The organism is Streptomyces sp. NPDC056479 (genome assembly GCF_042795335.1).
GTDB lineage: Bacteria > Actinomycetota > Actinomycetes > Streptomycetales > Streptomycetaceae > Streptomyces.
Map to the genome: position 1 here is coordinate 342,474 of NZ_JBHTRZ010000011.1, position 23,766 is coordinate 366,239.

Here is a 23,766-nt window from a genome sequence, read left to right on the forward strand (position 1 = left end):
CGGCCCGCGTGGCCGGTGAGGGTGGCCGTGCATGCTCCCGTGTTGCGGTCCCAGATCCGCACCGTCTCGTCATCGCCAGCGGTAGCCAGCCAGGCGCCAGCCTGTGAAATGGCCACGAAGTTGACCGCCCTTGTGTGGCCGGTGAGGGTGGCCGTGCATGCTCCCGTGTTGCGGTCCCAGATCCGCACCGTCTTGTCATCGCCAGCGGTAGCCAGCCAGGCGCCGTCCGGAGAAAACGCGACGGACCAGACTCGGCCCGCGTGGCCGGTGAGGGTGGCCGTGCATGCTCCCGTGTTGCGGTCCCAGATCCGCACCGTCTCGTCATCGCCAGCGGTAGCCAGCCAGGCCCCAGCAGGACAAACCCCCACTGACCACACTCGACCCACGTGACCGGCGAACGTTTGCTCAAGGGCACCGTGGGAGCTGTCAGGTAGGGGCCACTGACTCACGAGGCAGGGATGCAGTGTGGTGTCCCGCCGGCGAGCGGCGATCTGGTCACGCCAGCAATGGTGCCTGTCGAGGCGGGTGTGAAGGACGCCAGTGAGAACTGAGGGGGGATCGATGGGAGGGAGTAGATGGGAAACATGGACGAGGCTCTGGGCGAGTGGTCTGGCGTAGGGGGTACCGATGCTGGCGAGGTCAGTTAATGGTGCATTGGGCCCGCGATGGGTCAAGCGGGTCTCGACCCACCGCACGTCACCTGCCACAGCTTCGGCGAGTGAGGTGCGGCCAGCAGCGATCATGTGGTCAATGAGGTGGTCGAGGAGATATCCATCCGCGTTCTGCCACCAAGCCTGCTCGGGGTTTAACGCGCGACCGGTTGTCAGCGGCTGGGCAGGAGCTAGCGTGGCAGCGACCGCGTCGATCAGAAGTCCATTAGTACGGTTCAGGCCGGACGATCCGAGGCGGTTCCGAAGAAAGTCGCGGATGACGTCGTGCAGGCTGACTCTGCCGCCGTCATGCGGGTCGACTGTGAGTAGGGATAAGCGCTCGAGATCACGACTCAAGACACGCGTCTGGTCTTCTGTCAGCCCTGCCGTCGCCTGCCAGAGCAGAATGACGATTGACATCGGTATCTGCTCGTCCTCGGCAAAGATGCCAAGCTCAGCAAAGCGGTCTTCACCTCCGGGTGGTAGCAGCGTGACAGCAGCTTGGATAGAGGCGTTGACAGCCTGACTCCGCAGCCGAGGGTCGTCCAAGTCCCAAACGGCAGCTGGATCGTCCACAGCCGTAGGCCCGTGTGCGTGTAGCCGTGACAAAGTGCGCTCAGCGCAGGCAATCAGGTCGGCCCCGGAAGCGCACTGTTCAGCGATAAGACGGTTTGTCAGGCGTAGCAGCAAGGCCCAGCGACCAGTGGCCTGGAGCAGCCCCGTGACAAGAGACTCAGGAAGTTGCGGCAAGCCCCATGTGAGCATGGTCCGTGCCTGGGCAAGTGACATTTGGTCAACCTGGATGCGCCGCGTATTGGCAGGCAGCAGGTCAGGGCTGCGTGTGGTGACCAGGCGTACACACTGGCGGCCGCCAAAGAGGAAGGGCGCGAGCTGTTCCGCCTCCCACACGTCATCGAGCACCAGCAGGGTACGCGGACGCTGATCGAGAAGCCGACCGAGATGAGCACCGGCCATGTCTGGGTCTTGGAATTCGGTGGTGTCACCGGTGATGAACCGTGTGACTTCGGCAACTTTGGCCGCGATTGCCGCCCGACCGCGCACATCGCGGCCGATGGTGATGGGATAGATCCGGGACCGGAATCGGCGCCGCACATGCCTATTTGCGCACACGGCGGTGGCCAGAGTTGTTTTGCCGAAGCCGCCCGCTCCGTACAAGGATGTGGTGATTCCCACCGCGTGGCCATCTTGGCGCACGGCTGCCGCCGTCTCACCGGTCTGGGATCGGTCGACGAACCAGTCCGGAACGGGCGTCGGCGGCGGAGGTGGAGGATCATCCAGGACTGGCGTGCGCCGTTGCAACCAGTTCGAAGTAACTGCCAGCACCATCGCGGTCGTGACCAATCCGCCAACCCACCACCATGCGTCCTGCCGCAGGTTGTCCAGCGGTCCGGGCCAGCGATCTTCGGCGGTGGCGGCGTTCCCTGACAGTGCCAACAACACGGCCAGAAGTACTTCAACGCCAACAAACCACCGGAGCATTCGGTCTCGGACTTGCACCTGCACCCTCCCCTGATCACAGGCTCTGGCACGAACCTTATGCGGGCGGGTCTCGCACCATACGGCGAAGTGGTATGTGCCGTGTGACACGAATCAACTTCCTGACGCGGTGTCGGTTGGCTGGCGGGCAGCCATACGTACCGTTCATGAGCGCGGCACACACGGTCCGGCGTGGTGCCAAGAGATCTGCGCCGCGGGCTCTGTGGCCAGACCTAACGGCTCTATACGACTCTCCGGGCCATGACCAAACGGCTGTCTAGCAGCAGTAGCCTGCTTGCTTGCCGGGTCGGGAGAGACCGTTCAGGGCACGGGCAGAGAGGATACGTTCAGCGAGGTGTTGCGCGCTCCATCAGGAGATACCCGAGGAGAAGCTGTCCAGGGTCGCCGCGTACGACTGGTTCGGCTCGGTCGCCCTGGTCCCGCTGGCGACGGCTCTCGCCGGCCCGGCGGAGACGGCGTTCGGACGCACGTCGGCCCTGTGGGGATGCGCCGCGCTGGTCGTGGTCGTCACGGCGGCGGTCCTGTGCGTCCCGGACGTACGGAATCTACGGCGTCGTACGAAGCAGGTGACCGCCGGCGGCAAACCCGCCTCAACCGATGCCGAAAGCCCCGTCGGGGGGCTCGGGTGACGGCACGGCGTCCTCGTCCCGCACCGGCCGCGCCCCGCCGATGAACTCCCGCAGGCCGGCGCCGTGTTCGACCCGGGCCGGGAAGACGTCGGAGGCGGTGAGCCGGGCCAGGGCCGCTGTGTCGACGGGCCGGTGCGCGGCGATCAGCACCGCGTTCCCGAACCGCCGCCCGCGCAGCACACCCGGCTCGGCGATCAGCGCGAGCTCCTCGAACTGCGTGGCGTATGTGGCGAGTTGGGAGCGCAGGAAGGCGAAGGGCGCGGCATCGGCGAGGTTGGCAAGATAGACGCCGCTCCCCCGCAGCACCCGCTCGGCCTCACGGGCGTACGCGACGGACGTCAGATGCGCCGGCACCCTTGAGCCGCCGAAGACATCGGCGACGAGCACGTCGGCCGAGTCGTCCGGGGCGGTCTCCAGCCAGGCACGCGCGTCCCCGGCGTGCAGCCGGATGCCGTTTCCGTCCGGCACCGGCAGCTGCTCGGCCACCAGCTCCAGCAGCCCGCGGTCGGCCTCGACGACGTCCTGCCGCGAGCCGGGCCGGGTCGCGGCCAGATAGCGCGGCAGCGTGAGCGCGCCGCCCCCGAGATGCAGCACGTCCAGCGCGCGTCCCGCCTCGGCGACGGTGTCCAGCACATGGCCGAGGCGGCGCGCGTACTCGAACTCCAGATGGGTCGGCTCGTCGAGATCGACGTAGGACTGAGGGGCCCCGTCGACGGTGAGCAACCACGCCCTCTCGCGATCGACATCGGGCATCAGCTTGGCGATGCCGTAGTCGACGGACCGGGTGACGGGTATGGGTTCGCTCACCTTCCCATTGTGCCGGGGGCCCGCCTGACCAGGGGCGTGGGGGACCGCGCGGCCGGCCACGACCGGACCCGCGGTCCCCCACGGACCGCACCGCCTCACACGACGGCGGTCACGGTCCCCGCCCCCACGGTCCTGCCACCCTCACGGATGGCGAATCCGAGCCCCGGCTCAAGCGGCACCTCACGCCCCAGCTGGACGGTCATCGCGACCGTCTCCCCGGGCCGTGCGACACCCACCTCACCGAGGTCGATGTCCCCGACCACATCCGCCGTACGGATGTAGAACTGCGGCCGGTAGCCGGTGGTGACAGCTGTCGCGCGCCCGCCCTCGCGGGCCGAGAGCACATACACCTGCGCGGAGAACCGACTTCGAGGCGTCACGCTCCCCGGCGCCGCGACCACATGCCCCCGCCGGACGGCGTCCCGCGGGACCCCGCGCAGCAACAGCGCCACGTTGTCGCCGGCCTGTGCCTCGTCCATCGGCTTGCCGAAGGTCTCCAGGCCGGTGACCACGGTCTCCAGCCCGGCCCCGAGCACTTCGACCCGGTCCGAGACATGCACCGTCCCCCGCTCGACGGCCCCGGTCACCACCGTCCCCCGACCGGTGATCGTGAGCACGTTCTCCACGGACAGCAGGAACGGCGCGTCCACATAGCGCTCCGGCATCGGAACGTAGGTGTCCACCGCGTCGAGCAACGCCTCGACGGACGCCGTCCACTTCGGGTCGCCCTCCAGCGCTTTCAGCCCCGACACCCGTACGACGGGCGCGGCGTCGCCCCCGTAGCCGTGCTCGGTGAGCAGGTCGCGGACCTCCAGCTCGACGAGGTCGATGAGCTCCTCGTCGCCCGCGTCGGCCTTGTTGAGGGCGACGACGATGTGGTCGACGCCCACCTGCCGGGCGAGCAGCACATGCTCGGCGGTCTGCGGCATGATCCCGTCGAGCGCGGAGACGACGAGGATCGCCCCGTCCAGCTGCGCGGCGCCGGTGACCATGTTCTTGACGTAGTCGGCGTGGCCCGGCATGTCGACGTGCGCGTAGTGGCGGGTGTCGGTCTCGTACTCGACGTGCGCGATGTTGATGGTGATGCCGCGTGCGGCCTCCTCCGGCGCGCGGTCGATGCGGTCGAAGGGGACGAACGTGCCCGAGCCCCGCTCGGCGAGGACCTTGGTGATGGCGGCCGTCAACGTGGTCTTGCCGTGGTCGACATGGCCCATCGTGCCGATGTTGAGATGCGGTTTGGTGCGCACGTATGCCGTCTTGGACATGGCTGTACCTCGAAGTCTCTACAGAAGTCTCTGCGAAGGAGATGGGGACCCCAAGGACTTGCCGACCCTCCCCCTGCGGGGTCCGCCGGACTGTCCGGAGAGGGTCAGCTTCGGGCGCCGTCGGCTGCGGCCAGGAGGACCGGAACGGCAGCCTTCGGAGCATCCGCGACTGCGGATGCTGCGAGGACGAAGGCGTGCCGGAACATGACGTCGATCATTGCCGACGCTTTGCCCGACGTCGAATGGTTTTCAGCGGTACGGGACTTCAGGGGCGGTATCGGAGTCAGGCGCCGATGTTCTTCAGCGCCTCCCGCACCGACAGCGGCGCGAACCGCCCCCGTTCGCGTGCCAGGAAGTCCCGCACGGCGTCCGGGTCGGTCTTGGCGTACTCGCGCAGGCACCAGCCGATGGCCTTGCGGATGAAGAAGTCGGGGTGGCCGGACTGGCGCAGGCAGTAGGCGAAGAGGCGCTCGGTGTCGGTGCGATCCTTGTAGCGCAGCTGGTGCAGCAGGGCGGTGCGGGCCACCCACAGGTCGTCGTCCGCGATCCAGGCGTCCATGTCCGCCGTGAGCTTCGGGTCGGCTGCGACGAGCCCGCCCACGACATGGGCGGCGAGCAGGTCGACGGTGTCCCACCAGGAGACCGTCGTGATCAGATGCCGGGCCACCGGCAGGAAACCGGAGGAGCAGCGCCCCACATGGCGGCGGAGATAGTCGACGGCGAAGTAGTGGTACTCGCGCTCCGGCAGCTCCCAGCAACGCAGGGCGATGGCCGTGCAGTCGGCTTCGTCGGGGCGCGGTGTCCCCTGGAGGACGGTGCGGGACAGGGCGCGGCGCGCGGGGGTGGTGAGGCCGAGGAAGGGGGTCACGTCCTTCATGTACGCCCCCATGGACACGGCGCGTTCGGGGTCGGCCGCCGCGCCGTAGGCGGCGACGAGCCGCTCCAGCACCGTGTCGGCCAGGACACTGCGCGGTACTTCCAGTGTTCCCGTTCCTGTGACGCCCATGAGACGAACCATACGGCGATCACACATCTTCGTCGGTTACTGTCGCGGCATGCTCGACGATGCCACCACCCGCTCTGGGGGCACCGCCACGGCCGCAGCACAGGCCGCCGCCAAGGAACTCGCCGTTTCCACGCGCGTACCGGTGCCCGCCCCCGCAGGCTTCGCCACGCGCTGCTCGAGAGCGCTGCTCTCGCCGTGGTCACGGCTGTCCCTGCTCCTGGTCCTGCTCGCGGCGGCCGCGACGTCCGTGCTGCTCTTCGAGCCGCACAAGCTCCTGGCGCACGGCTGGCCGCCCCAGGTCGGCGGCCCCGTCGCGGTGGTGCTGTTCGCCGTGGCCTACGGGCTGATCACGGTGGCGTTCGTGCCACGGCCGCTGCTGAACCTCGCCGCGGGGGCGCTCTTCGGTTCGGCGCTGGGCATGGGCGCCGCCATGGCCGGCACCGTGCTCGGGGCGGCGATCTCGTTCGCGCTCGGCCGGATGCTCGGCCAGGACGCCCTGCGTCCGCTGCTGCGCGGCCGGCTGCTCAAGGCGGTCGACCGTCAGTTCAGCAAGCACGGCTTCCGGTCGATGCTGGCGGTGCGGCTGTTCCCCGGGGTGCCGTTCTGGGCCGCGAACTACGCCGCCGCGGTCTCCCGCATGGGCTACTTCCCCTTCCTCCTCGCGACGGCACTGGGGTCGATCCCGAACATCGCCGCGTACGTCGTCGCGGGCGCCCGGGCCTCGCAGCCGACGTCCCCGGTGTTCCTGATCGCGGTGGCCGCCATCGCACTGCCGGCACTCGCGGGCGCGGTGGTGGCCTGGCGCAAGCGCCACCACCTGCGCCGCCGCTGATCCGGCCCGGTCAGGCTCACTCTCGGACCGAACTTTTCAGACCGGGCTTTTCAGACCGGGCTTTTCAGACCGGACTGTTCAGACCGACTCGACGATCATCGCGTTCGCCAGTCCGCCCGCCTCGCACATGGTCTGCAGGGCGTAACGGGCGCCGCGCTCACGCATGGCATGCACCAGCGTCGTCGTCAGCCTCGTGCCGCTCGCGCCCAGCGGATGCCCGATCGCGATCGCGCCGCCGTGCACATTGACCTTGCCGAGGTCGGCGCCGGTCTCCTGCTGCCAGGCCAGTACGACGCTGGAGAACGCCTCGTTGACCTCGAACAGGTCGATGTCGTCGAGGGTCAGGCCGGCCCGGCGCAGCACCTTCTCCGTCGCCGGGATCACGCCGGTGAGCATCAGGATCGGGTCGGAGCCGGTGACGGCGAAGCTGTGCAGCCGGGCCAGCGGGCGCAGGCCCAGCCGGGCGGCCGTCTCGCTGGAGGTGATGAGCACGGCGGAGGCGCCGTCGTTGATGGGGCTGGCGTTGCCCGCGGTGACGCTCCACTCGATCTGCGGGAAGCGCTCGGCGAAGGCCGGGTCGTAGTACGCGGGCTTGAGGCCGGCGAGGATCTCGGGGGTGCTGCCCGGTCGTACGCACTCGTCGCGCGAGACGCCCTCCAGGGGCGCGACCTCGGCGTCGAACAGGCCCTGCTCCCAGGCGGCGGCCGCCTTCCGGTGCGAGGAGACGGCGAACGCGTCCATCTGCTCGCGGGTGATCGACCACTTGGCGGCGATCAGCTCGGCGCTGACGCCCTGCGGGATCAGGCCCTCGGGGTAGCGCTCGGCGATGCCGGGGCCGAAGGGGTCCTTGCCGGGCGGCACGTTCGACCACATCGGCACCCGGCTCATCGACTCCACGCCACAGGCGACGACCAGGTCGTACGCGCCCGAGATCACGCCCTGGGCCGCGAAGTGCACGGCCTGCTGGGACGAGCCGCACTGGCGGTCCACGGTGGTCGCCGGGACGGACTCCGGGAAGCCCGCCGACAGGGCAGCGTAGCGGGTGGTGTTCATGGCCTGCTCGCCGACCTGGTCGACGGTGCCGCCGATGACATCGTCGATCAGCGCCGGGTCGACACCGGAGCGCTCGACGAGAGTGCGCAGGGTGTGGGCGAGGAGCTCGACGGGGTGGACGTGTGCCAGGGAGCCATTGGGCTTGCCCTTGCCTATAGGGGTGCGAACGGCTTCGACGATCACTGCGTCACGCATGGTGCGGGCCTCCTTGGCCGCCGGGCGATGACCGGCAGACGGGCTCGTGCCGGGACCGGCACGATTACCGGTGAGTAGGAAATTCGAACTCACTCTAGCCCGGCGAGTTGGAAAAACAAACCCACAAGGTTGGAAAGTCGAACCGGCCCCCTAGACTGAGCGCCATGGCCGCCCCCAAAGACCCGCGCCCCTGCTCCATCGCCGACGCCCTGGCGCTCGTGGGCGAGAAGTACTCCCTGCTCGTCCTGCGCGAGGTGTGCCTCGGCAACGGCCGCTTCGACCAGCTCGTCCGCAACATCGGCGCCCCCCGCGACATCCTCGCCACCCGGCTGCGCCGCCTCGTCGACGCCGGCATCCTGACCAAGCGCGCCTACAGCGAGCGCCCACAGCGCTTCGAGTACCGGCCCACCCCGGCCGGGCTGGAGCTGGAACCGGTCCTGATGACCCTCATGACCTGGGGCGACCGGCACCTGCGCCAGGACGACGACCGCCCCATGGTGATCGAGCACAGCTGCGGCAACGAACTGCTCGCGATCGTCACCTGCCGGGCCTGCGGCGACCCGGTACGCCACGAGGACCTCAGGGCACACCCTCAGGCGTCCGGATGGTCGGTGTCGGGGCCGACGGCGGCGTGATCCCGGGCTGCGGTGTGCGTCGGCGGACCTGAGGCGGGCGAGCTGGGTCGAGCGGAGGGCGGCCGATCACCGCACGTGCCCACCACCCGGCGTCTACCAGGGATGCGTCTCCAGGTACTTCACGATCGCCTCCCGCTCCCAGGCCCCGTCGGCCACGACGACCCGGTAGCGGCGGGTGAGGGTGTCGCCGGGCGGGAGTTCCAGTTCGGCGTGGAAGGCCCAGGAGGGAGCGACGCCCGCGAAGGGTTCGTTGCGTACGAACCAGTGGGCGGGGTGGGTGCCCCGGGCGCCGGCGTGGTCGTTCTCGGGGGCGTGCGCGAAGACGAGGGTCGCGTGGCCGTCGGCCCCGTCGTGCTCGCCGGAGTAGGCCAGCCAGGGCGCCTGTTCGCCCATGAGGCCGGGGCCCTCGGCGTCGGGGGTGGTGATCCGGCCGCCCTGAAAGGCGCGTGGGCCCCGCCAGAACAGACCGGTGTAGCCGGCCATTTCACGTCCTGCGGTACTGGGGCTGCCGAACCGCAGCGGCTCATCACGGCGGTTCGTCACGGCGCTCGTCCAGGTCAGGGCCCAGGAGCCGGACTCGGGCTCGACGTCGTGCACCTCGATCCGGCGCCGCTCCTCGGCCCAGAGCTCACCGCTGCGCGGATGCCAGGTCAGCCGTTCGGCGATGACGACCCGGTCACGGTCCGAGGAGACCTCGTCGAAGGCGACGTGCGCCATCGACCCGACCCGCTCGGGGAGTTCGAGGTACCCCTGTCCATGGACGTAGGAATTGCCGCCCCACAGATTCGCCCCGGACAGATGCGAGGCCGTGAGCGACAGGCCCTTGTGCCAGCGGTGGTCGTGGGGCCGGTGGTCGGTGACGACATCGCCCGCGAGGGTCCGCATCGGGTGGACGTACGGCTTCGGGGCCTCCCAGGCGGCCTCCGGCCGGTAGACATAGGCGAGCAGCTCGACGCCGGTGACCGGATCGGTCACAGCGATGCGGTCGCCGTATGCGTGGACGATGCGCAGCCCGGTCACGCGGCGGCCTCCCCGGCGGCGGGTGCCCAGCCCGGTGTGCCTCCGTGCATCGCCGAGTAGAACGGATCACCGGGGCCGATCTCCCCCGCCCGCACCGTCGCATCCGTGAACGCCGACTTGTACAGGGCAGCGATCAGCTCCAGGCTCGTACGCCCGTCCCAGCCGCTGCTACGCGGCCGCTCCCCCGCGCGCATGCTCGCGACCAGCTCCCGCAACTGCTCGAGATGGGAACTCGGCACGTCCTCGCCGAAGTCCTGCCAGGCCGCGGCCTCGGTGGCCGGCACACCCCGGGCCGGCGTGATGCGCCAGCTGTCGTTGCGGTGCCCGTACAGGTGGGTGAGTTCGACGGTCGCGCGCTCGCAGTCGATGCGGATTCGGCTGACCTCGTCGGGGCTCAGCACGCTGTTCACGACCGTCGCCATCGCACCGTTCGCGAAGCGTACGAGGGCGGTCGAGACGTCCTCGGTCTCGACGTCGTGCACCAGCCGCCCGGCCATGGCGCGCACCTCGCTCCACGGTCCGAGCAGGTCGAGCAGCAGATCCATCTGATGGATCCCGTGCCCCATCGCCGGACCGCCGCCCTCGGTCCCCCAGCGGCCGCGCCAGGGCACGGCGTAATAGGCGGTGTCGCGGTACCAGGTGGTCTGGCAGTGCGCGACGAGCGGGCGGCCCATGGCCCGGTCGGTGAGCAGGCGCCGTACGTGCCGGGTGCCCGAGCCGAAGCGATGCTGGAAGACGATAGAGGCGTAGGGGCCGCCGTCCTTGCCCTCCTCCGCCTCGATGGCGTCGAAGTCGGCGAGGCTCGGCACGGGCGGCTTCTCGCACCACACCCAGGCACCGGAGCGCAGTGCCGCGACGGTCTGCTCGCGGTGCAGCGTGGGCGGCGTGCAGATGATGACCAGGTCGGGCCGCTGCTTCTGAAGCATCCGGTCGAGATCGGTGCAGCCGTGCACAGCTCCGCCGGCGGCCTCTCGGAAGGACTGGACGGACGCCGGGTCGAGGTCGACGGCGGCGACGATTTCCGTCTCGCCCTCCGCGGCGAGCCTCGCCAGCGCGGGCAGATGGGAGTCACGTGCGATGGCGCCGGTGCCGATCACGGCGACCCTGACGGGACGGCCGACGAGCGGGGCGGACTCGGATGAAGCCATGGACGTGATCAGACTCCTCCGGGACACGGACACGGACACAGACACGGGACATGGGGCACGGGACACGGGACACGAGCAACCGACAGACGGCTGGCCGGCCGTCCGGACAGCAAGCGCTTTCCGCTCGCAGCAACGTAAGCGGCGCCCTGCCGCAGGTCAACACCGATATGGCCGGGGTCGGTGAATGCCTGCCGAGCCCCCTGTGCCGGACCTGTAATCGGGGGACGCTACGCTGCCCTCGACACTCGCGATCACTGCGCCGCCGACGAGGTGTCCCCCGTCACCCCTTGCCACGATCAGCACTTGGACTCCGTAACTTCATGTCTTGGTTTGAATCGCTCATCCTCGGACTCGTCCAGGGGCTGACCGAGTTCCTCCCCGTGTCCTCCAGCGCGCATCTGCGGCTGACCGCGGCGTTCTCGGGCTGGGAGGACCCCGGTGCGGCCTTCACGGCGATCACGCAGATCGGTACGGAGACCGCCGTACTGATCTACTTCCGCAAGGACATCGGGCGGATCATCACGGCGTGGCTGAAGTCGCTGACGAACAAGGAGATGCGACGCGACCACGACGCCCAGATGGGCTGGCTGGTGATCGTCGGCTCGATCCCGATCGGTGTGCTCGGCCTGACGCTCAAGGACCAGATCGAGGGCCCCTTCCGCGATCTGCGGATCACGGCGACGATGCTGATCGTCGTCGGCATCGTCATCGGCATCGCCGACCGGCTGGCGGCCCGCGACGAGTCGGGCGGCCGGCACCGCGCGCCGAAGCAGCGCAAGTCGCTCGAGGACCTGAACGTGAAGGACGGCCTGATCTTCGGTCTGTGCCAGTCCGCGGCGCTCATCCCCGGCGTCTCGCGCTCCGGCGCGACCATCAGCGGCGGCCTCTTCATGGGCTACAACCGCGAGGCAGCGGCCCGTTACTCCTTTCTCCTCGCGATCCCGGCCGTCCTCGCCTCGGGTCTCTTCGAACTCAAGGACGCGATGGAGAGCGACCATGTCTCCTGGGGTCCGACGATCTTCGCGACGGTGATCGCCTTCGTGTCCGGTTACGCGGTCATCGCGTGGTTCATGAAGTTCATCTCCACGAAGAGCTTCATGCCGTTCGTCTGGTATCGCATCGCACTCGGCATCGTCATCATCGTCCTGGTGGCAGCGGGTGTCCTGAGCCCGCACGCGGCGGAGTCGGCGGGTTAGCACCCCCGATCCGATCGGAGCATGGCCCTCACCCAGCAATTCGCCCGCGTCACCCGGGAGTACCTGGAGCGGTGCCGCGCCTCGGCGCTCGACTCACCTGGGTCGGCGCCCGGGTGGAACCCACCGGCCGAGGATCTCCTCGACACGGACTGGGCGACCTGGGGCCTCATCCGCTACTGCCGCGCGACGCGAACCGCCACCGCCCTGATGACTCTGCTCGGCCGGGCGATCTCCGGGGACCCCGGCGGAGACATCGGCTTCCTCGACCACCCCGAGGTGTACGACGGCTTCGACGGCCCACCTCAGCTCCTCGCCCCCACCGCCGTCAGGGACATCGCCCGAGCCCTCGACGCGATCGACCTCGACGACGTTTTGTGGAACCTGCCGACCACCAACGACGAGGCGGCAGCCGCGTGCGGATTCGGCCGAGGATTCAACGGCGACGTACGGGAGTACCTCGTCCAGCACTTCGAAGCGATGCGGGAGTTCTACGGCGGGGCTGCGAGCCGAGGTCAGTGCGTGGTCGTCTGGACCGACTGAAGATCCTTGCCCCACTGACCAACGAGTCAGTAACAAGGCCCCAGTGAGGCCCTTGGTGACACCCACCCCGAAATCCGTGACCAATCACATACGTTCTGCGTAGCCGTCCGGTAGCGCGCTGTCAGTCCTTGCCCCTAGGCTTGTCCGCATGTCCCCCCATTCCTTAGGCCCTGGTTCCGTGCGGTCTGCTGCCGAGGTGAACGAGGATATTCGCGCCCTGTGGCTGCGCGCGGGCGGCTCGTTGTCGGCTCAAGAGCGCGCGGAGTACGAGCTGTTGGTGGTCGAGTGGGCGGCCGCCATCCGCAGTGAGGTCATCAAGGCGGCCTGAGGCCCGGGGCCGCGTACCTAAGATCCATGCGCGAGGGCGGTGTTCGCCCGCGGCCTTGCCGCACCCATCCACGTCAACCTTGGAAGCCGCCGGGATCGGACAGTAGAAAGTCCCGGTGTCGCAACGCCAGTTGCAGCAATCCAGCGGCAGGCGGCGACATACGGTTCGTCGGGAGATCATTGACACTGGCGGCGTTGAGCGGCAGACCCACGATGGTGCCGTTGGAACGTGACCCGCTTATCACCACCCCTTCTTCGTTGCGTTCGACGGCCTCAGCGAAGATCCTGTCGAAGGTGTCCGCTTCGAAAACGGCGATGGTGAGAAGGCAAACAGCAAGATTCAGTGGCTCTAAAGCCATGCCCAGACACCACACATGCAACGAGCCGTCGGCCAGGGCAGCATTGAGCAGGCTGTAAGGGGGCTGACCGTAGTCCACTTCGGTACCCGCGTCTCCCCGGGCCTCTGGCGCCCCGAGCAATTCCTCGTTGTACTCGCGCATGATGGTGCGCCAGAGGTTCAGGTCCTGGCGGTGTGCGAGCGGCGAGAACGAGGCGGGCTGGACCATGCCGGCCGGGATCGGCCCGTATGTGCCCTCTCCTGTGGCAACGCGCCCTGGTTCTCTGTAGAGGAGGAAGAACGAGCCCTCTCCATCTTGGGTACGGCGCAGGGTCAGTGTGGCGACAGATGGCAGAACCACACGTTCCGCAAGCAAGAGCGGATCGTCAGCCAGGAGCCTGCGCATGGGCACCGCTCGCCAGGGCGGTCTGTCTTCCGGTTTCCGCCGCGTAGCCAGAGCCAATTCGTGCGCGACAGCCTCGTTCTGGTCGATGAGGTCGAAGTACTGGCCGCTGCCGAAGAGCAGTCGGGGTCCTCGCAGATCAGACCAGTCGGCACGTACAAGGCGAAAGGACGGCCGGTCCTCAAAGAGGGTGGGACGAGCCAGTGCCCCCATGGCCGAGGAATAGGTCTCGTAGCGATGTGACTTCGATTGCCTCGGCAAACCGCGCCGTGCCGCGTGCAGCAAGGACGGCATGTCCGGTGGCGAAGCATCCTGCCATTCCACCTCCACTGCCGACAGCGGGACGGGAGTCGGCGGACGCATGGCCCTCTCCCACAACAAAGAGGTACCGTCGATCCGCTCCAACGAAGGGCGGGCGAGAACGTGCATGTCGGCAGCCATCTCGCACAGCGGAACGAACCGTGCGCGAAGGTCGTCCCGTTCCTTGACGAAGGACGCCCGAGACTGTTCGACGGCGGCGGGGTCCAGTGCGCGCCACGCGTAGTACAACCCACCGGTGGCTGTCAGTGTGCCCGACAGGCCGAGCCACAGTTCCGCGTTCACGTACCACCACTCCCGGCCGACGGTACGGCACGTCCGGATAGTGCCCTACCCTTACGCCAAGTAGGCCACTCCGTAGCCTTTCCACGGGTATCCGCCATCGGGCCGACCGTCCTTGGGTCCTTGGCATTACACGGGCTTGGGCCGTTTCCAGTGCATGTTCAAGTAGCCAAGCGAAACGGCAGATCGGCGCCCGTCCGCTACCCGTCTGCTCGCACGATGACTTCGCGGGCATGGTCAACGCTGTCCACACACGGTGCCGCACCCGTCACGGGACAACCGCGCAGCGAGCAAACAGCACCAAGCCCGGCGCATACCGCTCTCAAACCCCACCCGCACCCCCCGAATACCCCCGTCCGCCCTCTTGGCTCCGCCCACCGCATGCCCAACACTGAGCCGATGACGCAGCGTGCGGAACTCGCCACCCTGAGGGATCGGTTGGCGGTCGATGGAGTGATCACCGACTATGCGGTCGCCGTGGACGACGGCGACTGGGCGGCGTACCGGAGCCTGTTCACGTCCGACGGACGGGCGGACTACCGATCGGCCGGCGGTATCGAGGGGGACGCGGGCAGTATCGCCGCGTGGCTTGCGGAGAGTTTGCGGGTGTTCTCGATGCGCCAGCACCTCATCGTCAACCGGCGGGTGCGTTTCGGGATCTTGGAGCAGGACACCGGGGACACGGCCAGGGTGCAGGCGGACTACGTCAATCCGATGAGGTTCGCCGGGGACGGCGAAGGCGCCCCGGCGCCCGATTTCGTGTGCGGCGGGCGTTACGCCTTCGGACTGCTGCGCACCGACGACGGCTGGCGGCTGCGCGAGGTGGTCGTACAGGAGAAATGGCGCCGCCTGCCCGAGCGGACCGCGCCTGCGATGATCGACTGAGCGGACGCCCACTGTCCCACTGTCAGTGCCTGTGAGCACACTGGAAGGACCACGGGGTAGGAGGCGCCGCATGAAGACGATCAGCCGCTGGCTCGCCTCGCCTTGGCGGCGCGCGATTGCCGCCACTCTGGCCGGTGCGCTGCCGGTGCTCGCCTTTCCCCAGCCCGCGCTGTGGTGGTTCGCCTACGTCGCCCTGGTCCCGTGGATCGCGCTGCTGCGCACCGCGCCGACCGGACGGCGGGCGTTGCGCGAGGGCTGGTGGGGCGGCTTCGGCTTCATGCTGGCGATGCACCACTGGCTGCTGCCGAACCTGCATGTCTTTACGTTCATCATCGCCGCCCTGCTCGGCGCGCTGTGGGCCCCGTGGGGCTGGCTGGTGCGGCGGTTCCTGGCCTCGTCGAGCCCGTCCCCGCGCCGGGTCGCGGCGGCGCTCGCCGTCCTGCCGTCCGGCTGGCTGATGGTCGAGCTCGTCCGCTCCTGGCAGGGGCTCGGCGGCCCGTGGGGCGTGCTGGGATCCAGCCAGTGGCAGGTGGAGCCGGCGCTGCGGCTCGCCTCGGTGGGCGGGGTGTGGCTGATCAGCTTCCTGGTGGTGACCGTCAATGTCGCGGTCGCCGTGCTGGTGACGGTGCGCGCGTCCCGCGTCCCTGCCGTGGCCGGTATCGCCGCGACGGCTGTCGCCACCTCGGCCGCCTGGGTCTGGTCCCCGCGCCCGGATGTCGAGGAGCGGGTCCGGATCGCCGTCGTACAGCCCGGGGTCATCGAGGGCGGGGGTACGGCCGACCGGCGTTTCGACCGGGAGGCGCAGCTCACCCGGGAGCTGGCCGGTCAGGATGTCGACCTGATCGTCTGGGGCGAGAGCAGCGTCGGCTTCGACCTCGACGACCGGCCCGACTTCGCGCGCCGGCTCGCGGCCCTCTCGCGCGAGACGGGGGCGAACATCCTGGTCAACGTGGATGCGCAGCGCTCGGACAAGCCCGGCATCTACAAGAGCTCGATCCTGGTCGGCCCGGACGGCCCGACCGGCGCCCGCTACGACAAGATGCGGCTGGTCCCCTTCGGGGAGTACATACCGCTGCGCTCGATGCTGGGCTGGGCGACCTCCGTGGGCAAGGCGGCCGCCGAGGACCGCAGGCGCGGCACCGAGCAGGTGGTGATGGACGCCGGGCACGGGCTGCGCATCGGCCCGATGGTCTGCTTCGAGTCCGCGTTCTCCGACATGAGCCGCAACCTCGCCGACCACGGCGCCGAGGTGCTGATCGCCCAGTCGGCGACGTCGACGTTCCAGCAGAGCTGGGCCCCGGAGCAGCACGCCTCGCTCGCCGCGCTGCGCGCCGCCGAGACCGGCCGCCCGATGGTGCACGCGACGCTGACCGGTGTCTCCGCGGTGTACGGGCCGAGCGGGCAGCGTGTGGGTTCCTGGCTGGGTACGAGCGAGAGCACCAGCGCGGTCTACGAGGTTCCGCTGGCCGGCGGCGTCACGCCGTACGTCCGCTTCGGCGACTGGGTGGCGCAGGCGGCGCTGCTGATCGTCGCCGCCTGGTGCGCGGGCGAGGGCATCCGGACCCTGCGGCCCCGGCTCAGGCGGCCCGCTCCTGAACCGCGCGTACCACCTGCTCGCACAACTCATGAGTCGCCAGCGCGTCCCGGGCGCTGAGCACCTTGCCCGCGCGCACGGCGTCGAGGAAGGCGAGCACCACCTGCTCGATGCCGCGCTGCCGGGCCACCGGGACCCAGTCGCCGCGCCGGCGCACGGTCGGCTGGCCCTTGTGGTCGACGACCTCGGCGAGGTTGAGGACCTGCCGCTTGGTGTCCTGCCCGGACACCTCCAGGATCTCCTCGGCGGAGCCGCTGAGCCGGTTCATGACGCCGAGCGCGGTGAAGCCGTCCCCGGCGAGCTGGAGCACGATGTGGTGCAGCAGCCCGCCCTCGACCCGGGCACGCACGGTCACGTCGTCGATCGGGCCGGGCACCAGGAAGCGCAGCGTGTCCACGATGTGGATGAAGTCGTCGAGGATCATCGCGCGCGGCTCCTCGGGGAGCCCGATCCGGTTCTTCTGCAGCAGGATCAGCTCGCGCGGATGGTCGGCGCACTGCGCGTACCCGGGGGCGTAGCGCCGGTTGAAGCCGACGGCGAGGCTGAGGTTCCGCTGCTCGGCGAGCGCCACGAGCCGCTCGGAGTCGGCGAGTCGGTAGGCGAGCGGCTTGTCGACATAGGTCGGCACGTCCGCCTCCAGCAGCCGGGTCACGATCTCCGGGTGCGCGACCGTGGGCGCGTGCACGAAGGCCGCGTCGAGATCCTGGGCGAGGAGCGAGTCGAGATCCGTGTGCCGCTGCCCGGCCGGGAGGTGGAGGCCGTCGGCGACCCGGTCGAGCGTCGCGGGCGTACGCGTCTGGAGATGCAGTTCGACCCCGGGCTGTACGCCGAGCACCGGCAGGTATGCCTTCTGCGCGATGTCACCGAGTCCGATACAGCCGACCTTCACGGGGTGATCTCCTCCAGCGGTTGCCTGCCGTCCTCTTCCCGGCAGCATACGGCGCCTGCGGCGGCCGCCAGTCGGCGATGCCCTCGAAGCCCCGCAGAAACAGCAGCGGAGCCGCCTTGGACAGCGCGGCCAGCGCCGAGTTCCGTACGACGATCCCGGCACGGCCGGTCATCAGGTTGAGGCGGCCGACCCGGGCGGCCTGGCGGGCGATGGCAGTCGTACGCGGGAGGCGGGCCGCCGTGTAGGCGGCGAGGTCGTCGCAGTGGGCGGCGAGGACGATCGCGTCCTCGATGGCCTGGTTGCCGCCCTGCCCCAGCATCGGTGGCATGGCGTGCGCGGCGTCGCCGACCAGGGCGACCCGGCCGCGGTGGTAGGCGGGCAACGGCTCGGTGATGTGATGGACGTCGTGGCGCAGGACGTCCTCGGGGCGGGCGGCGGCGAGGATCGCGGGAATCGGGTCGTGCCAGTCGCCGTAGCGGCGCAGCAGTTCGGCCTTCTCGTCGTCGGGGGCGCGCTCCCCGGCGGGCGTGATCGCAGCGGCGTACGCGTAGACACGGCCGTCCTTGAGCGGGTGCGAGCCCCAGATGCGACCCCGGCCCCAGGTCTCGTGCGAGGCGAACTCCACGCCGGGCACCGGGATGACGACCCGCCAGGTGGTGAACCCGGAGTACTCGGTTCCGGGGTGACGCGGGAACAGCGCAGGGCGTACGGCGGACTGGATGCCGTCGGCGGCCACCACGAGGTCGGCCTCCAGATCGCCGTCCGGCGTGCTCACCCGTGCCGGTCGCTCGGCGTCGCCCGGGTCGGCCAGACTCGCGGCGACCCCGGTACGGACGGTCTCGGCCGGGAGCCGGGCGGCGAGGCTGTTGACGAGGGTGGCCCGGTGCAGCAGTACGAGGGGGCCGCCGAAGCGTTCGGCCACGGCGGCGGCGTCCGTGCGTGAGAGCCAGCGCCCGGACGGGGTGCGCAGTCCCCCGTCGCCCTGCCAGGCCGCGAGGTCGCGGATCTCGTCACCGAGCCCGATGACGTCCAGCGCGCGCAGGGAGTTGGGCGCTAGGGAGATCCCCGCGCCGACCGGCTCCAGGGACGGGGCGCGTTCCAGGACGGTGACGTCCCAGCCGCCCTGACGCAGTGCGACCGCCGCGGTCAGGCCTCCGATGCCGCCGCCGATGACGACGGCCCGCCTCGACTGTGCCATGGCTCCTCCTGAGCTGAGCAGAGAGGTGACTACAGATGTAGTACCACTGCGTCTCGACTGTACTACAGGCGTAGTGCAGGAGGTAGGTTGATCTCCATGTCCGTACGCTCCGCAGGCGCCGCGCGCGCCGATCTCGTCGCCGACACCGCCCTCGCGCTGCTCGCGGAGCGAGGGATGCGGGGGCTCACGCACCGGGCGGTCGACGAGGCGGCCGGGCTGCCCCAGGGCTCCACGTCGAACCTGGCGCGCACCCGGCAGGCGCTGCTCGAAGTGGCGGTGCGGCGGCTCGCCGAGCGTGAGGCGCGGGTCCTGGCGCTGGAGGAGATGCCGGACCCACGGGGCGGCCTCGACTCACTGGTCGACGGCCTGGCGCTGGCGACGCACCGCGCCCTGACCCGCAATCGCGAACTCACCCTCGCCCGCTACGAACTGGCGCTGGAGGCCACCCGCCGCCCCGAATTGCGCGCCTATTTCGACGCGACGGGCGCCCGCTTCCGTGACCAGCTCACCGCCCTGATGACCGCGATGGGCTCGACGGCCCCGGCCCGGCACGTGCTGTCCCTGGTCGCGTGGGCGGACGGGCTGATGTTCAGCTGCGTGGCCGGGTCCTTCAACGCGGAGGTGCCGAGCCTGGAGGAGGTACGGGCGGGGCTGCGCGAGCTCCTTGACGGGATGTTCGAGCGGTGAGCCCGGGGCTCCGGCAGTCGTAAAACTGCTGGTGAAGGCAGGGAAGTTGAGCGAGGATGCCGGCATGACGATCGAACGCCATGAGCCCGCCACCACCGCCGACGAGCGCACCATGCTGGAGGGCTGGCTGGACTACCACCGGCAGACCCTGGCGTGGAAGTGCGAAGGCCTGACCGACGCCCAGCTCAGGATCGCGTCCGTGGAGCCGTCCGAGCTGACCCTGATGGGGCTGGTGCGGCACATGGCGGAGGTGGAGCGCTGGTGGTTCCACGAGGTTCTCCTGGACGAGGACCTCGGGGTGCTCTACTCCAGCGAGGAGGACCCCGACGGCGACTTCCACTTCACCGATGCCGACACCTGGCAGGAGGCGTACACCACTTGGCAGGCCGAGGTGGACAACGCTCGTCGTAACGCGGCGGGCCACGGCCTGGACGACCGCTCCAAGGGCAGAAGCCGGTCCGGCGAGACCTTCAACCTGCGCTGGATCATCACCCACATGATCGAGGAGTACGCCCGCCACAACGGCCACGCCGACCTGATCCGCGAGCGCGTCGACGGCACCACGGGCGACTGACGTCAGCGGGGGCGGGCCCGCACCGCCCGTACGGGGACGGAGATCACCCGTGTGGATCAACCTCTGCTCGTCCGCTGTCCCAACGGCCGCCCGACCCAGCAGAGTTGCGCGGGTGCATCGAACGACGACCACCGCAACGCTCCTGGTCACCGTGACCGTCTCGGCCCTGTCCGGCTGTACGACGGTCCAGCGCCCGTCGGCCCCCGGGGCCCCGACGGCACCGTCCCAGCCGTCGGTCCCCCGGCCCAGCGGGCATACGGCCCCGGAGGTCGTGCAGGCGCCGGCCCGCGAGGCGCTGGCCCTCATCGGCCCGTCCCCCAGCCCGGAACCCACGCCGTCCGCCGCACACTCCGCGTCGCCGACCACCCCACCACAGGCGCCGCCCACGCGCCGGTCCTCTGGCCCTCACGGCCACCACGAACACCCCCGGCGCCCGCACTCCGAGCCCGCCCCCGATACCCCGGAACGGCCGAGCATGCCCGTCCCCGATGTGTCGAAGTCGCTCCCCAAGGAGGTCCAGGGGAACCCGGACGTCTGTGCGCTCGGCCGGAAGTACGGCGGTTGGCCGGCGGGCAGCCCCGAGTCGAGGATCTGCGACCAGACGTACGGGCGGTGAGGGGGCAGACAGTGCGCCGGTACTGGAAAGGCGTGCCCTACACCTCGTCCCCCAACCACCCCTCCAGCCGCCGAATCTCGGCCCGCACCCCGTCCCCGTAGCTGTCGTCCCTCAACACCCCCGCCGCACCCCGAGCTCGCCGAAGATGCACACGGGCGGCCTCCGTGCGGTCGAGCTTGACGTAGTCGGCGGCGAGATTCAGGTGCAGCGAGGGAAACAGAGCGAGCACGCCGACCGCGCCGCCCGCCCCCTGAGCCTCGGTCAACGCCCGTAGATCCCATGCCAGTTCGTCCGAGGGATCGTCCTGGGTGTCGGCCAGGTAGTGGGCCAGCGTGCATCGGTGCAGCGGATCGCCGTCCTCGCCCAGCTCCGTCCACAGGTCGAGCAGCCGGTGCCGGGCCTCCTCGCGGTCCCCGGCGTGATGGAGCATCACGACCTGCCCGATCCGCGTCAGCACGGCGTCCGGCGCCGTCTGCTCCTGTCGCTCCGCCACCGCGTCCTCCGGGCCCTCGTCGGCTGGTGCCCCACGACGCTAACCGCCCTCACCGGCATTCCCGGTCAGGCGGCTCCGTACGACCACCGGGCCGGTCCGGCGAGGGACCGGCCCAGGTGAAGGCCGGTCCGGGCCGAGGACAGGCCGACACGGGGGTGGACCGGGTCGCCCGAGAGCCCGCCGAAGCACCCGCCCGGACCAGCCCGGCGATCAGCCCCGGCGACCGCTCACCCCAGATCCGCGATCCGCCAGTCGATCGGCTCGTGTCCCTGCTGGGCCACCGCCTCGTTGATCTGCGTGAACGGACGCGAGCCGAAGAACTTCTTAGCCGACAGCGGCGAAGGATGCGCGCCCTTCACGACCACATGCCGTGTCTCGTCGATGAGCGGGAGCTTCTTCTGCGCGTAGTTGCCCCACAGCACGAACACCGCGGGGTCGGGCCGGTCGGCCACCGCCCGGATCACGGCGTCGGTGAACTTCTCCCAGCCCTTGCCCTTGTGCGAGTTCGCCTCGCCGGCGCGCACCGTCAGCACCGCGTTGAGCAGCAGGACGCCCTGCTCGGCCCACGGCATCAGATAGCCGTTGTCCGGGACGGGGTGGCCGAGCTCCTCCTTCATCTCCTTGTAGATGTTGCGCAGCGAGGGCGGCGTCTTCACTCCGGGACGGACCGAGAAGCACAGGCCGTGCCCCTGTCCCTCGCCGTGATACGGGTCCTGGCCGAGGATCAGGACCTTCACCTTCTCGTACGGCGTGGCGTCCAGCGCGGCGAAGACCTCCTCGCGCGGCGGATACACGGCACCCTTCGCCCGCTCCTCCTCGACGAACTCCGTCAGCTCCTTGAAATAGGGCTGCTGCAGTTCGTCGCCCAGAACCCCGCGCCAGGACTCGGGCAGCATGGCGGTGTCGGTCACGTCAACTTCCTTACGCTGTACGGCAGACGATGTGCGGTCCACGACCAGCGGTCGCTTCCAGGTCTCAGAACCTACAGGCGACCACTGACAATCACCCCGCGGACCGCACATCCCGACAGCCGCCCCGCCGGTGGGGCTTCCTACCAGCTGGTCTTGCGGGACAACTCGCCCACCATCATGATCGTCGACGGGTCCAGCGCCCGCTCCGCACCCGAGACCTCCGCGCTCGCGGCCACGTACTGCCGCCCCTGCCACAGCGGCAGCAGCCGTACGTCGTCGACGAGGATGCGCTGGGCGTCCTCGAAGTCCTTGACGACGTTGGCCCGGTCGCTCTGGGCGCGGGAGTTGGGCAGCAGGGTCTCGGTGATCTTCGGCACCAGGTACGGCGTACCGAGCGCGTTCTGCTCGCCGACGAACGGTGCGATGAAGTTGTCCGCGTCCGGGAAGTCGGGGAACCAGCCACGCCCGAAGACCGGGTACTCGCCCTTCTGGTAGCCGGTGACGTACGTCTTCCAGGGGCGGCTCTTGAGGGTGATCTTGAAGAGCCCGGAGTCCTCGAGCTGGCTCTTCAGCTCCTCGAACTCGGCCTTGGTGGCGGAGCCGTAGCGGTCGCTGGTGTACCAGAGGTTGAGCGGGACGGGCGTGGTGATGCCCGCGTCGGTGAGGAGCTCGCGGGCCTTGCCGGTGCTGGGCTCGCCGTAGTCGTCGAAGAAGCCCGTGGTGTGTCCGGTCAGGCCCTTGGGGACCATGGAGTACAGCGGCTCGACGGTGTCCTTGTAGACCTTGTGCGCGATGGCCGGACGGTCGACGACCTGGGCGATGGCCTTGCGCACGGCGGTCTTGCCCGCCATGGGGTCCTTGGGGTTGAAGACCAGGTAGTTGATCTCGGTGCCGGAGCCCTCGATCAGCTGGAGTTCATCGTCGTCGTCGGCCTGGATGTCGACGATGTCGTCCGCGGCGAGGCCTCGGAAGGCGACGTCGAGCTTCTTGTCGCGCAGCGCGGAGACCATGGTGGGTGAGTCCTGGTAGTAGCGGATGGTCACCGCGCTGTTCTTGCGCTCGGCGAGGCCCTCGTAGCTGTCGTTCTTGACGAGCTCGGCCTTGCTGCCCTCGTCGTACGACGACAGGGTGTAGGGCCCGGACCCGACGATCGAGCCCTCCTCGCGGAGTTTGTCCGCCGGATAGTCCTCGGGGTCGACGATCGACATCGCCGGCGTGGCGAGCACGAAGGGGAAGGTCGCGTCGGCCTTGTTGAGGTGGAAGACGACCTGGCGGTCGCCCAGCACCTGGACCCGTTCGAGGCTGCCCAGCAGACCGGCGGGGCCGCCGTTGACGTTGATCTTCCGGATCCGGTCGATCGAGTACTTGACCGCCTTCGCGTCGAGGGCGTGCCCGTCGGAGAACGTGAGGCCCTCGCGCAGCTCGCACTCGTACTTCAGGTTCGAGGTGTCGGTGAACCTGCAGCTCTCGGCGGCGTCCGGCTCGGGGGCGGTCGCGCCCGAGGGATAACTGAGGAGTGTCTGATAAATGTTGCGGAACAGTTCCCAGGAGCTGTCCCAGGACGCGGCGGGATCAAGGGTGCTGGGGGCCGCGGTCGTTCCCACGACGATCGGCCCTTCCTCTTCCGTCGAATCGGACGAGAGGACACCGCACCCTGCCACCAGGGACGATATGGACGCGATGGCCGCCACCTGCCGCAGGCGTCGGATCCGGTTGAACACGCGCACGCTCCTCGATCTGCCATACCAAGGGTCGGCA

The 23,766-nt window shown here is 69.5% G+C and carries 23 protein-coding genes and 1 pseudogene; 11 read left to right on the plus strand and 13 right to left on the minus strand.

The genetic code is table 11. The annotated features are described in order from the left end of the window. Window positions 1-2,111 (minus strand): NB-ARC domain-containing protein (locus ACFQ6S_RS37350; protein WP_383419586.1); only part of this gene is annotated, 2,111 nt, incomplete at its 3' end. Window positions 2,112-2,509: 398 nt separating this feature from the next. Between ACFQ6S_RS37350 and ACFQ6S_RS37355 the strand changes: the two are divergent. Next, window positions 2,510-2,797: pseudogene (locus ACFQ6S_RS37355) on the plus strand (MFS transporter); the annotation flags it as partial. On the opposite strand, the gene ACFQ6S_RS37360 reads toward ACFQ6S_RS37355, so the two are convergent. From ACFQ6S_RS37360 to ACFQ6S_RS37370, 3 genes are all read right to left on the minus strand, one after another. Continuing rightward, the gene (locus tag ACFQ6S_RS37360; RefSeq protein WP_383419588.1) at window positions 2,759-3,604 is read right to left on the minus strand and encodes a spermidine synthase; all 846 of its coding nucleotides are present in this window, start codon (window positions 3,602-3,604) and stop codon (window positions 2,759-2,761) included. The pseudogene ACFQ6S_RS37355 and the gene ACFQ6S_RS37360 sit on opposite strands and share 39 nt — an antisense overlap. 95 nt (window positions 3,605-3,699) lie before the next feature. After that, the gene (gene tuf / locus ACFQ6S_RS37365) at window positions 3,700-4,869 is read right to left on the minus strand and encodes an elongation factor Tu (RefSeq protein ID WP_383419590.1); all 1,170 of its coding nucleotides are present in this window, start codon (window positions 4,867-4,869) and stop codon (window positions 3,700-3,702) included. A gap of 283 nt (window positions 4,870-5,152) precedes the next feature. Beyond that, window positions 5,153-5,875 carry a DNA alkylation repair protein gene (locus tag ACFQ6S_RS37370; protein WP_383419592.1) on the minus strand — a complete coding sequence of 241 codons (723 nt, stop codon included), beginning with the start codon at window positions 5,873-5,875 and terminating at the stop codon, window positions 5,153-5,155. Window positions 5,876-5,924: 49 nt separating this feature from the next. Between ACFQ6S_RS37370 and ACFQ6S_RS37375 the strand changes: the two genes are divergently transcribed. Next, window positions 5,925-6,707: a TVP38/TMEM64 family protein gene (locus tag ACFQ6S_RS37375; protein ID WP_383419594.1), complete on the plus strand. Its 783-nt coding sequence runs from the start codon at window positions 5,925-5,927 to the stop codon at window positions 6,705-6,707. 78 nt (window positions 6,708-6,785) lie between these two features. Here the strand turns inward: ACFQ6S_RS37375 and ACFQ6S_RS37380 are convergent, their stop codons facing one another. Next, window positions 6,786-7,955 (minus strand): thiolase family protein, encoded by a 1,170-nt coding sequence (locus tag ACFQ6S_RS37380; RefSeq protein ID WP_383419596.1) that lies wholly within the window; start codon window positions 7,953-7,955, stop codon window positions 6,786-6,788. Window positions 7,956-8,119: 164 nt separating this feature from the next. Between ACFQ6S_RS37380 and ACFQ6S_RS37385 the strand changes: the two genes are divergently transcribed. Beyond that, window positions 8,120-8,590, plus strand: a complete 471-nt coding sequence (locus ACFQ6S_RS37385) for a winged helix-turn-helix transcriptional regulator (RefSeq protein WP_383419598.1) — start codon at window positions 8,120-8,122, stop codon at window positions 8,588-8,590. 93 nt (window positions 8,591-8,683) lie between these two features. Here ACFQ6S_RS37385 and ACFQ6S_RS37390 read toward each other — a convergent pair whose 3' ends face one another. Both ACFQ6S_RS37390 and ACFQ6S_RS37395 read right to left on the minus strand, forming a co-directional pair. After that, complete coding sequence (locus tag ACFQ6S_RS37390) at window positions 8,684-9,610, minus strand: PmoA family protein (RefSeq protein WP_383419600.1); 927 nt, start codon at window positions 9,608-9,610, stop codon at window positions 8,684-8,686. Beyond that, window positions 9,607-10,758 carry a Gfo/Idh/MocA family protein gene (locus ACFQ6S_RS37395; RefSeq protein ID WP_383419602.1) on the minus strand — a complete coding sequence of 384 codons (1,152 nt, stop codon included), beginning with the start codon at window positions 10,756-10,758 and terminating at the stop codon, window positions 9,607-9,609. Before ACFQ6S_RS37395 ends, ACFQ6S_RS37390 begins: the two co-directional genes overlap by 4 nt. A gap of 320 nt (window positions 10,759-11,078) precedes the next feature. Here ACFQ6S_RS37395 and ACFQ6S_RS37400 point away from each other — a divergent pair, with 320 nt between their 5' ends. From ACFQ6S_RS37400 to ACFQ6S_RS37410, 3 genes are all read left to right on the plus strand, one after another. Next, window positions 11,079-11,954, plus strand: a complete 876-nt coding sequence (locus ACFQ6S_RS37400) for an undecaprenyl-diphosphate phosphatase (protein WP_383419604.1) — start codon at window positions 11,079-11,081, stop codon at window positions 11,952-11,954. A 21-nt stretch (window positions 11,955-11,975) separates the two neighbouring features. Further along, a complete protein-coding gene (locus tag ACFQ6S_RS37405) occupies window positions 11,976-12,494 on the plus strand; it encodes a DUF1877 family protein (protein WP_383419606.1) in 519 nt (172 codons plus the stop codon). 148 nt (window positions 12,495-12,642) lie between these two features. Next, the gene (locus ACFQ6S_RS37410) at window positions 12,643-12,822 is read left to right on the plus strand and encodes a hypothetical protein (protein WP_383419608.1); all 180 of its coding nucleotides are present in this window, start codon (window positions 12,643-12,645) and stop codon (window positions 12,820-12,822) included. Window positions 12,823-12,895: 73 nt separating this feature from the next. Here ACFQ6S_RS37410 and ACFQ6S_RS37415 read toward each other — a convergent pair whose 3' ends face one another. Continuing rightward, the gene (locus ACFQ6S_RS37415) at window positions 12,896-14,164 is read right to left on the minus strand and encodes a transcriptional regulator (protein WP_383419610.1); all 1,269 of its coding nucleotides are present in this window, start codon (window positions 14,162-14,164) and stop codon (window positions 12,896-12,898) included. Window positions 14,165-14,560: 396 nt separating this feature from the next. Between ACFQ6S_RS37415 and ACFQ6S_RS37420 the strand changes: the two genes are divergently transcribed. Together ACFQ6S_RS37420 and lnt are read left to right on the plus strand one after the other, a co-directional pair. Further along, window positions 14,561-15,046 (plus strand): nuclear transport factor 2 family protein, encoded by a 486-nt coding sequence (locus ACFQ6S_RS37420; RefSeq protein WP_383419612.1) that lies wholly within the window; start codon window positions 14,561-14,563, stop codon window positions 15,044-15,046. A 70-nt stretch (window positions 15,047-15,116) separates the two neighbouring features. Then, entirely contained in the window at window positions 15,117-16,700 is a 1,584-nt protein-coding gene (lnt, locus tag ACFQ6S_RS37425; protein ID WP_383419614.1) for an apolipoprotein N-acyltransferase, read from the plus strand. Here lnt and ACFQ6S_RS37430 read toward each other — a convergent pair. Next, window positions 16,624-17,529, minus strand: a complete 906-nt coding sequence (locus tag ACFQ6S_RS37430) for a Gfo/Idh/MocA family protein (RefSeq protein ID WP_383419616.1) — start codon at window positions 17,527-17,529, stop codon at window positions 16,624-16,626. The genes lnt and ACFQ6S_RS37430 overlap by 77 nt on opposite strands. Beyond that, the gene (locus ACFQ6S_RS37435) at window positions 17,501-18,727 is read right to left on the minus strand and encodes an FAD-dependent monooxygenase (RefSeq protein WP_383419618.1); all 1,227 of its coding nucleotides are present in this window, start codon (window positions 18,725-18,727) and stop codon (window positions 17,501-17,503) included. The genes ACFQ6S_RS37430 and ACFQ6S_RS37435 overlap by 29 nt, the downstream gene beginning before the upstream one ends. A 96-nt stretch (window positions 18,728-18,823) precedes the next feature. On the opposite strand from ACFQ6S_RS37435, the gene ACFQ6S_RS37440 reads away from it, so the two are divergent. The 3 genes from ACFQ6S_RS37440 to ACFQ6S_RS37450 all read left to right on the plus strand — a co-directional run bounded on the left by ACFQ6S_RS37440 (window position 18,824) and on the right by ACFQ6S_RS37450 (window position 20,604). Further along, complete coding sequence (locus tag ACFQ6S_RS37440) at window positions 18,824-19,414, plus strand: TetR/AcrR family transcriptional regulator (protein WP_383419620.1); 591 nt, start codon at window positions 18,824-18,826, stop codon at window positions 19,412-19,414. Window positions 19,415-19,478: 64 nt separating this feature from the next. After that, complete coding sequence (locus ACFQ6S_RS37445) at window positions 19,479-19,988, plus strand: DinB family protein (protein ID WP_383419622.1); 510 nt, start codon at window positions 19,479-19,481, stop codon at window positions 19,986-19,988. A gap of 112 nt (window positions 19,989-20,100) precedes the next feature. Next, complete coding sequence (locus tag ACFQ6S_RS37450; protein ID WP_383419624.1) at window positions 20,101-20,604, plus strand: hypothetical protein; 504 nt, start codon at window positions 20,101-20,103, stop codon at window positions 20,602-20,604. Window positions 20,605-20,641: 37 nt separating this feature from the next. Here the strand turns inward: ACFQ6S_RS37450 and ACFQ6S_RS37455 are convergent, their stop codons facing one another. The 3 genes from ACFQ6S_RS37455 to ACFQ6S_RS37465 all read right to left on the minus strand — a co-directional run bounded on the left by ACFQ6S_RS37455 (window position 20,642) and on the right by ACFQ6S_RS37465 (window position 23,729). After that, entirely contained in the window at window positions 20,642-21,097 is a 456-nt protein-coding gene (locus ACFQ6S_RS37455) for a hypothetical protein (RefSeq protein ID WP_383419626.1), read from the minus strand. 227 nt (window positions 21,098-21,324) lie between these two features. Further along, entirely contained in the window at window positions 21,325-22,008 is a 684-nt protein-coding gene (ung, locus tag ACFQ6S_RS37460) for a uracil-DNA glycosylase (RefSeq protein ID WP_383419628.1), read from the minus strand. 140 nt (window positions 22,009-22,148) lie between these two features. After that, window positions 22,149-23,729, minus strand: a complete 1,581-nt coding sequence (locus ACFQ6S_RS37465; protein WP_383419629.1) for an ABC transporter substrate-binding protein — start codon at window positions 23,727-23,729, stop codon at window positions 22,149-22,151. Window positions 23,730-23,766 lie beyond the last annotated feature (37 nt).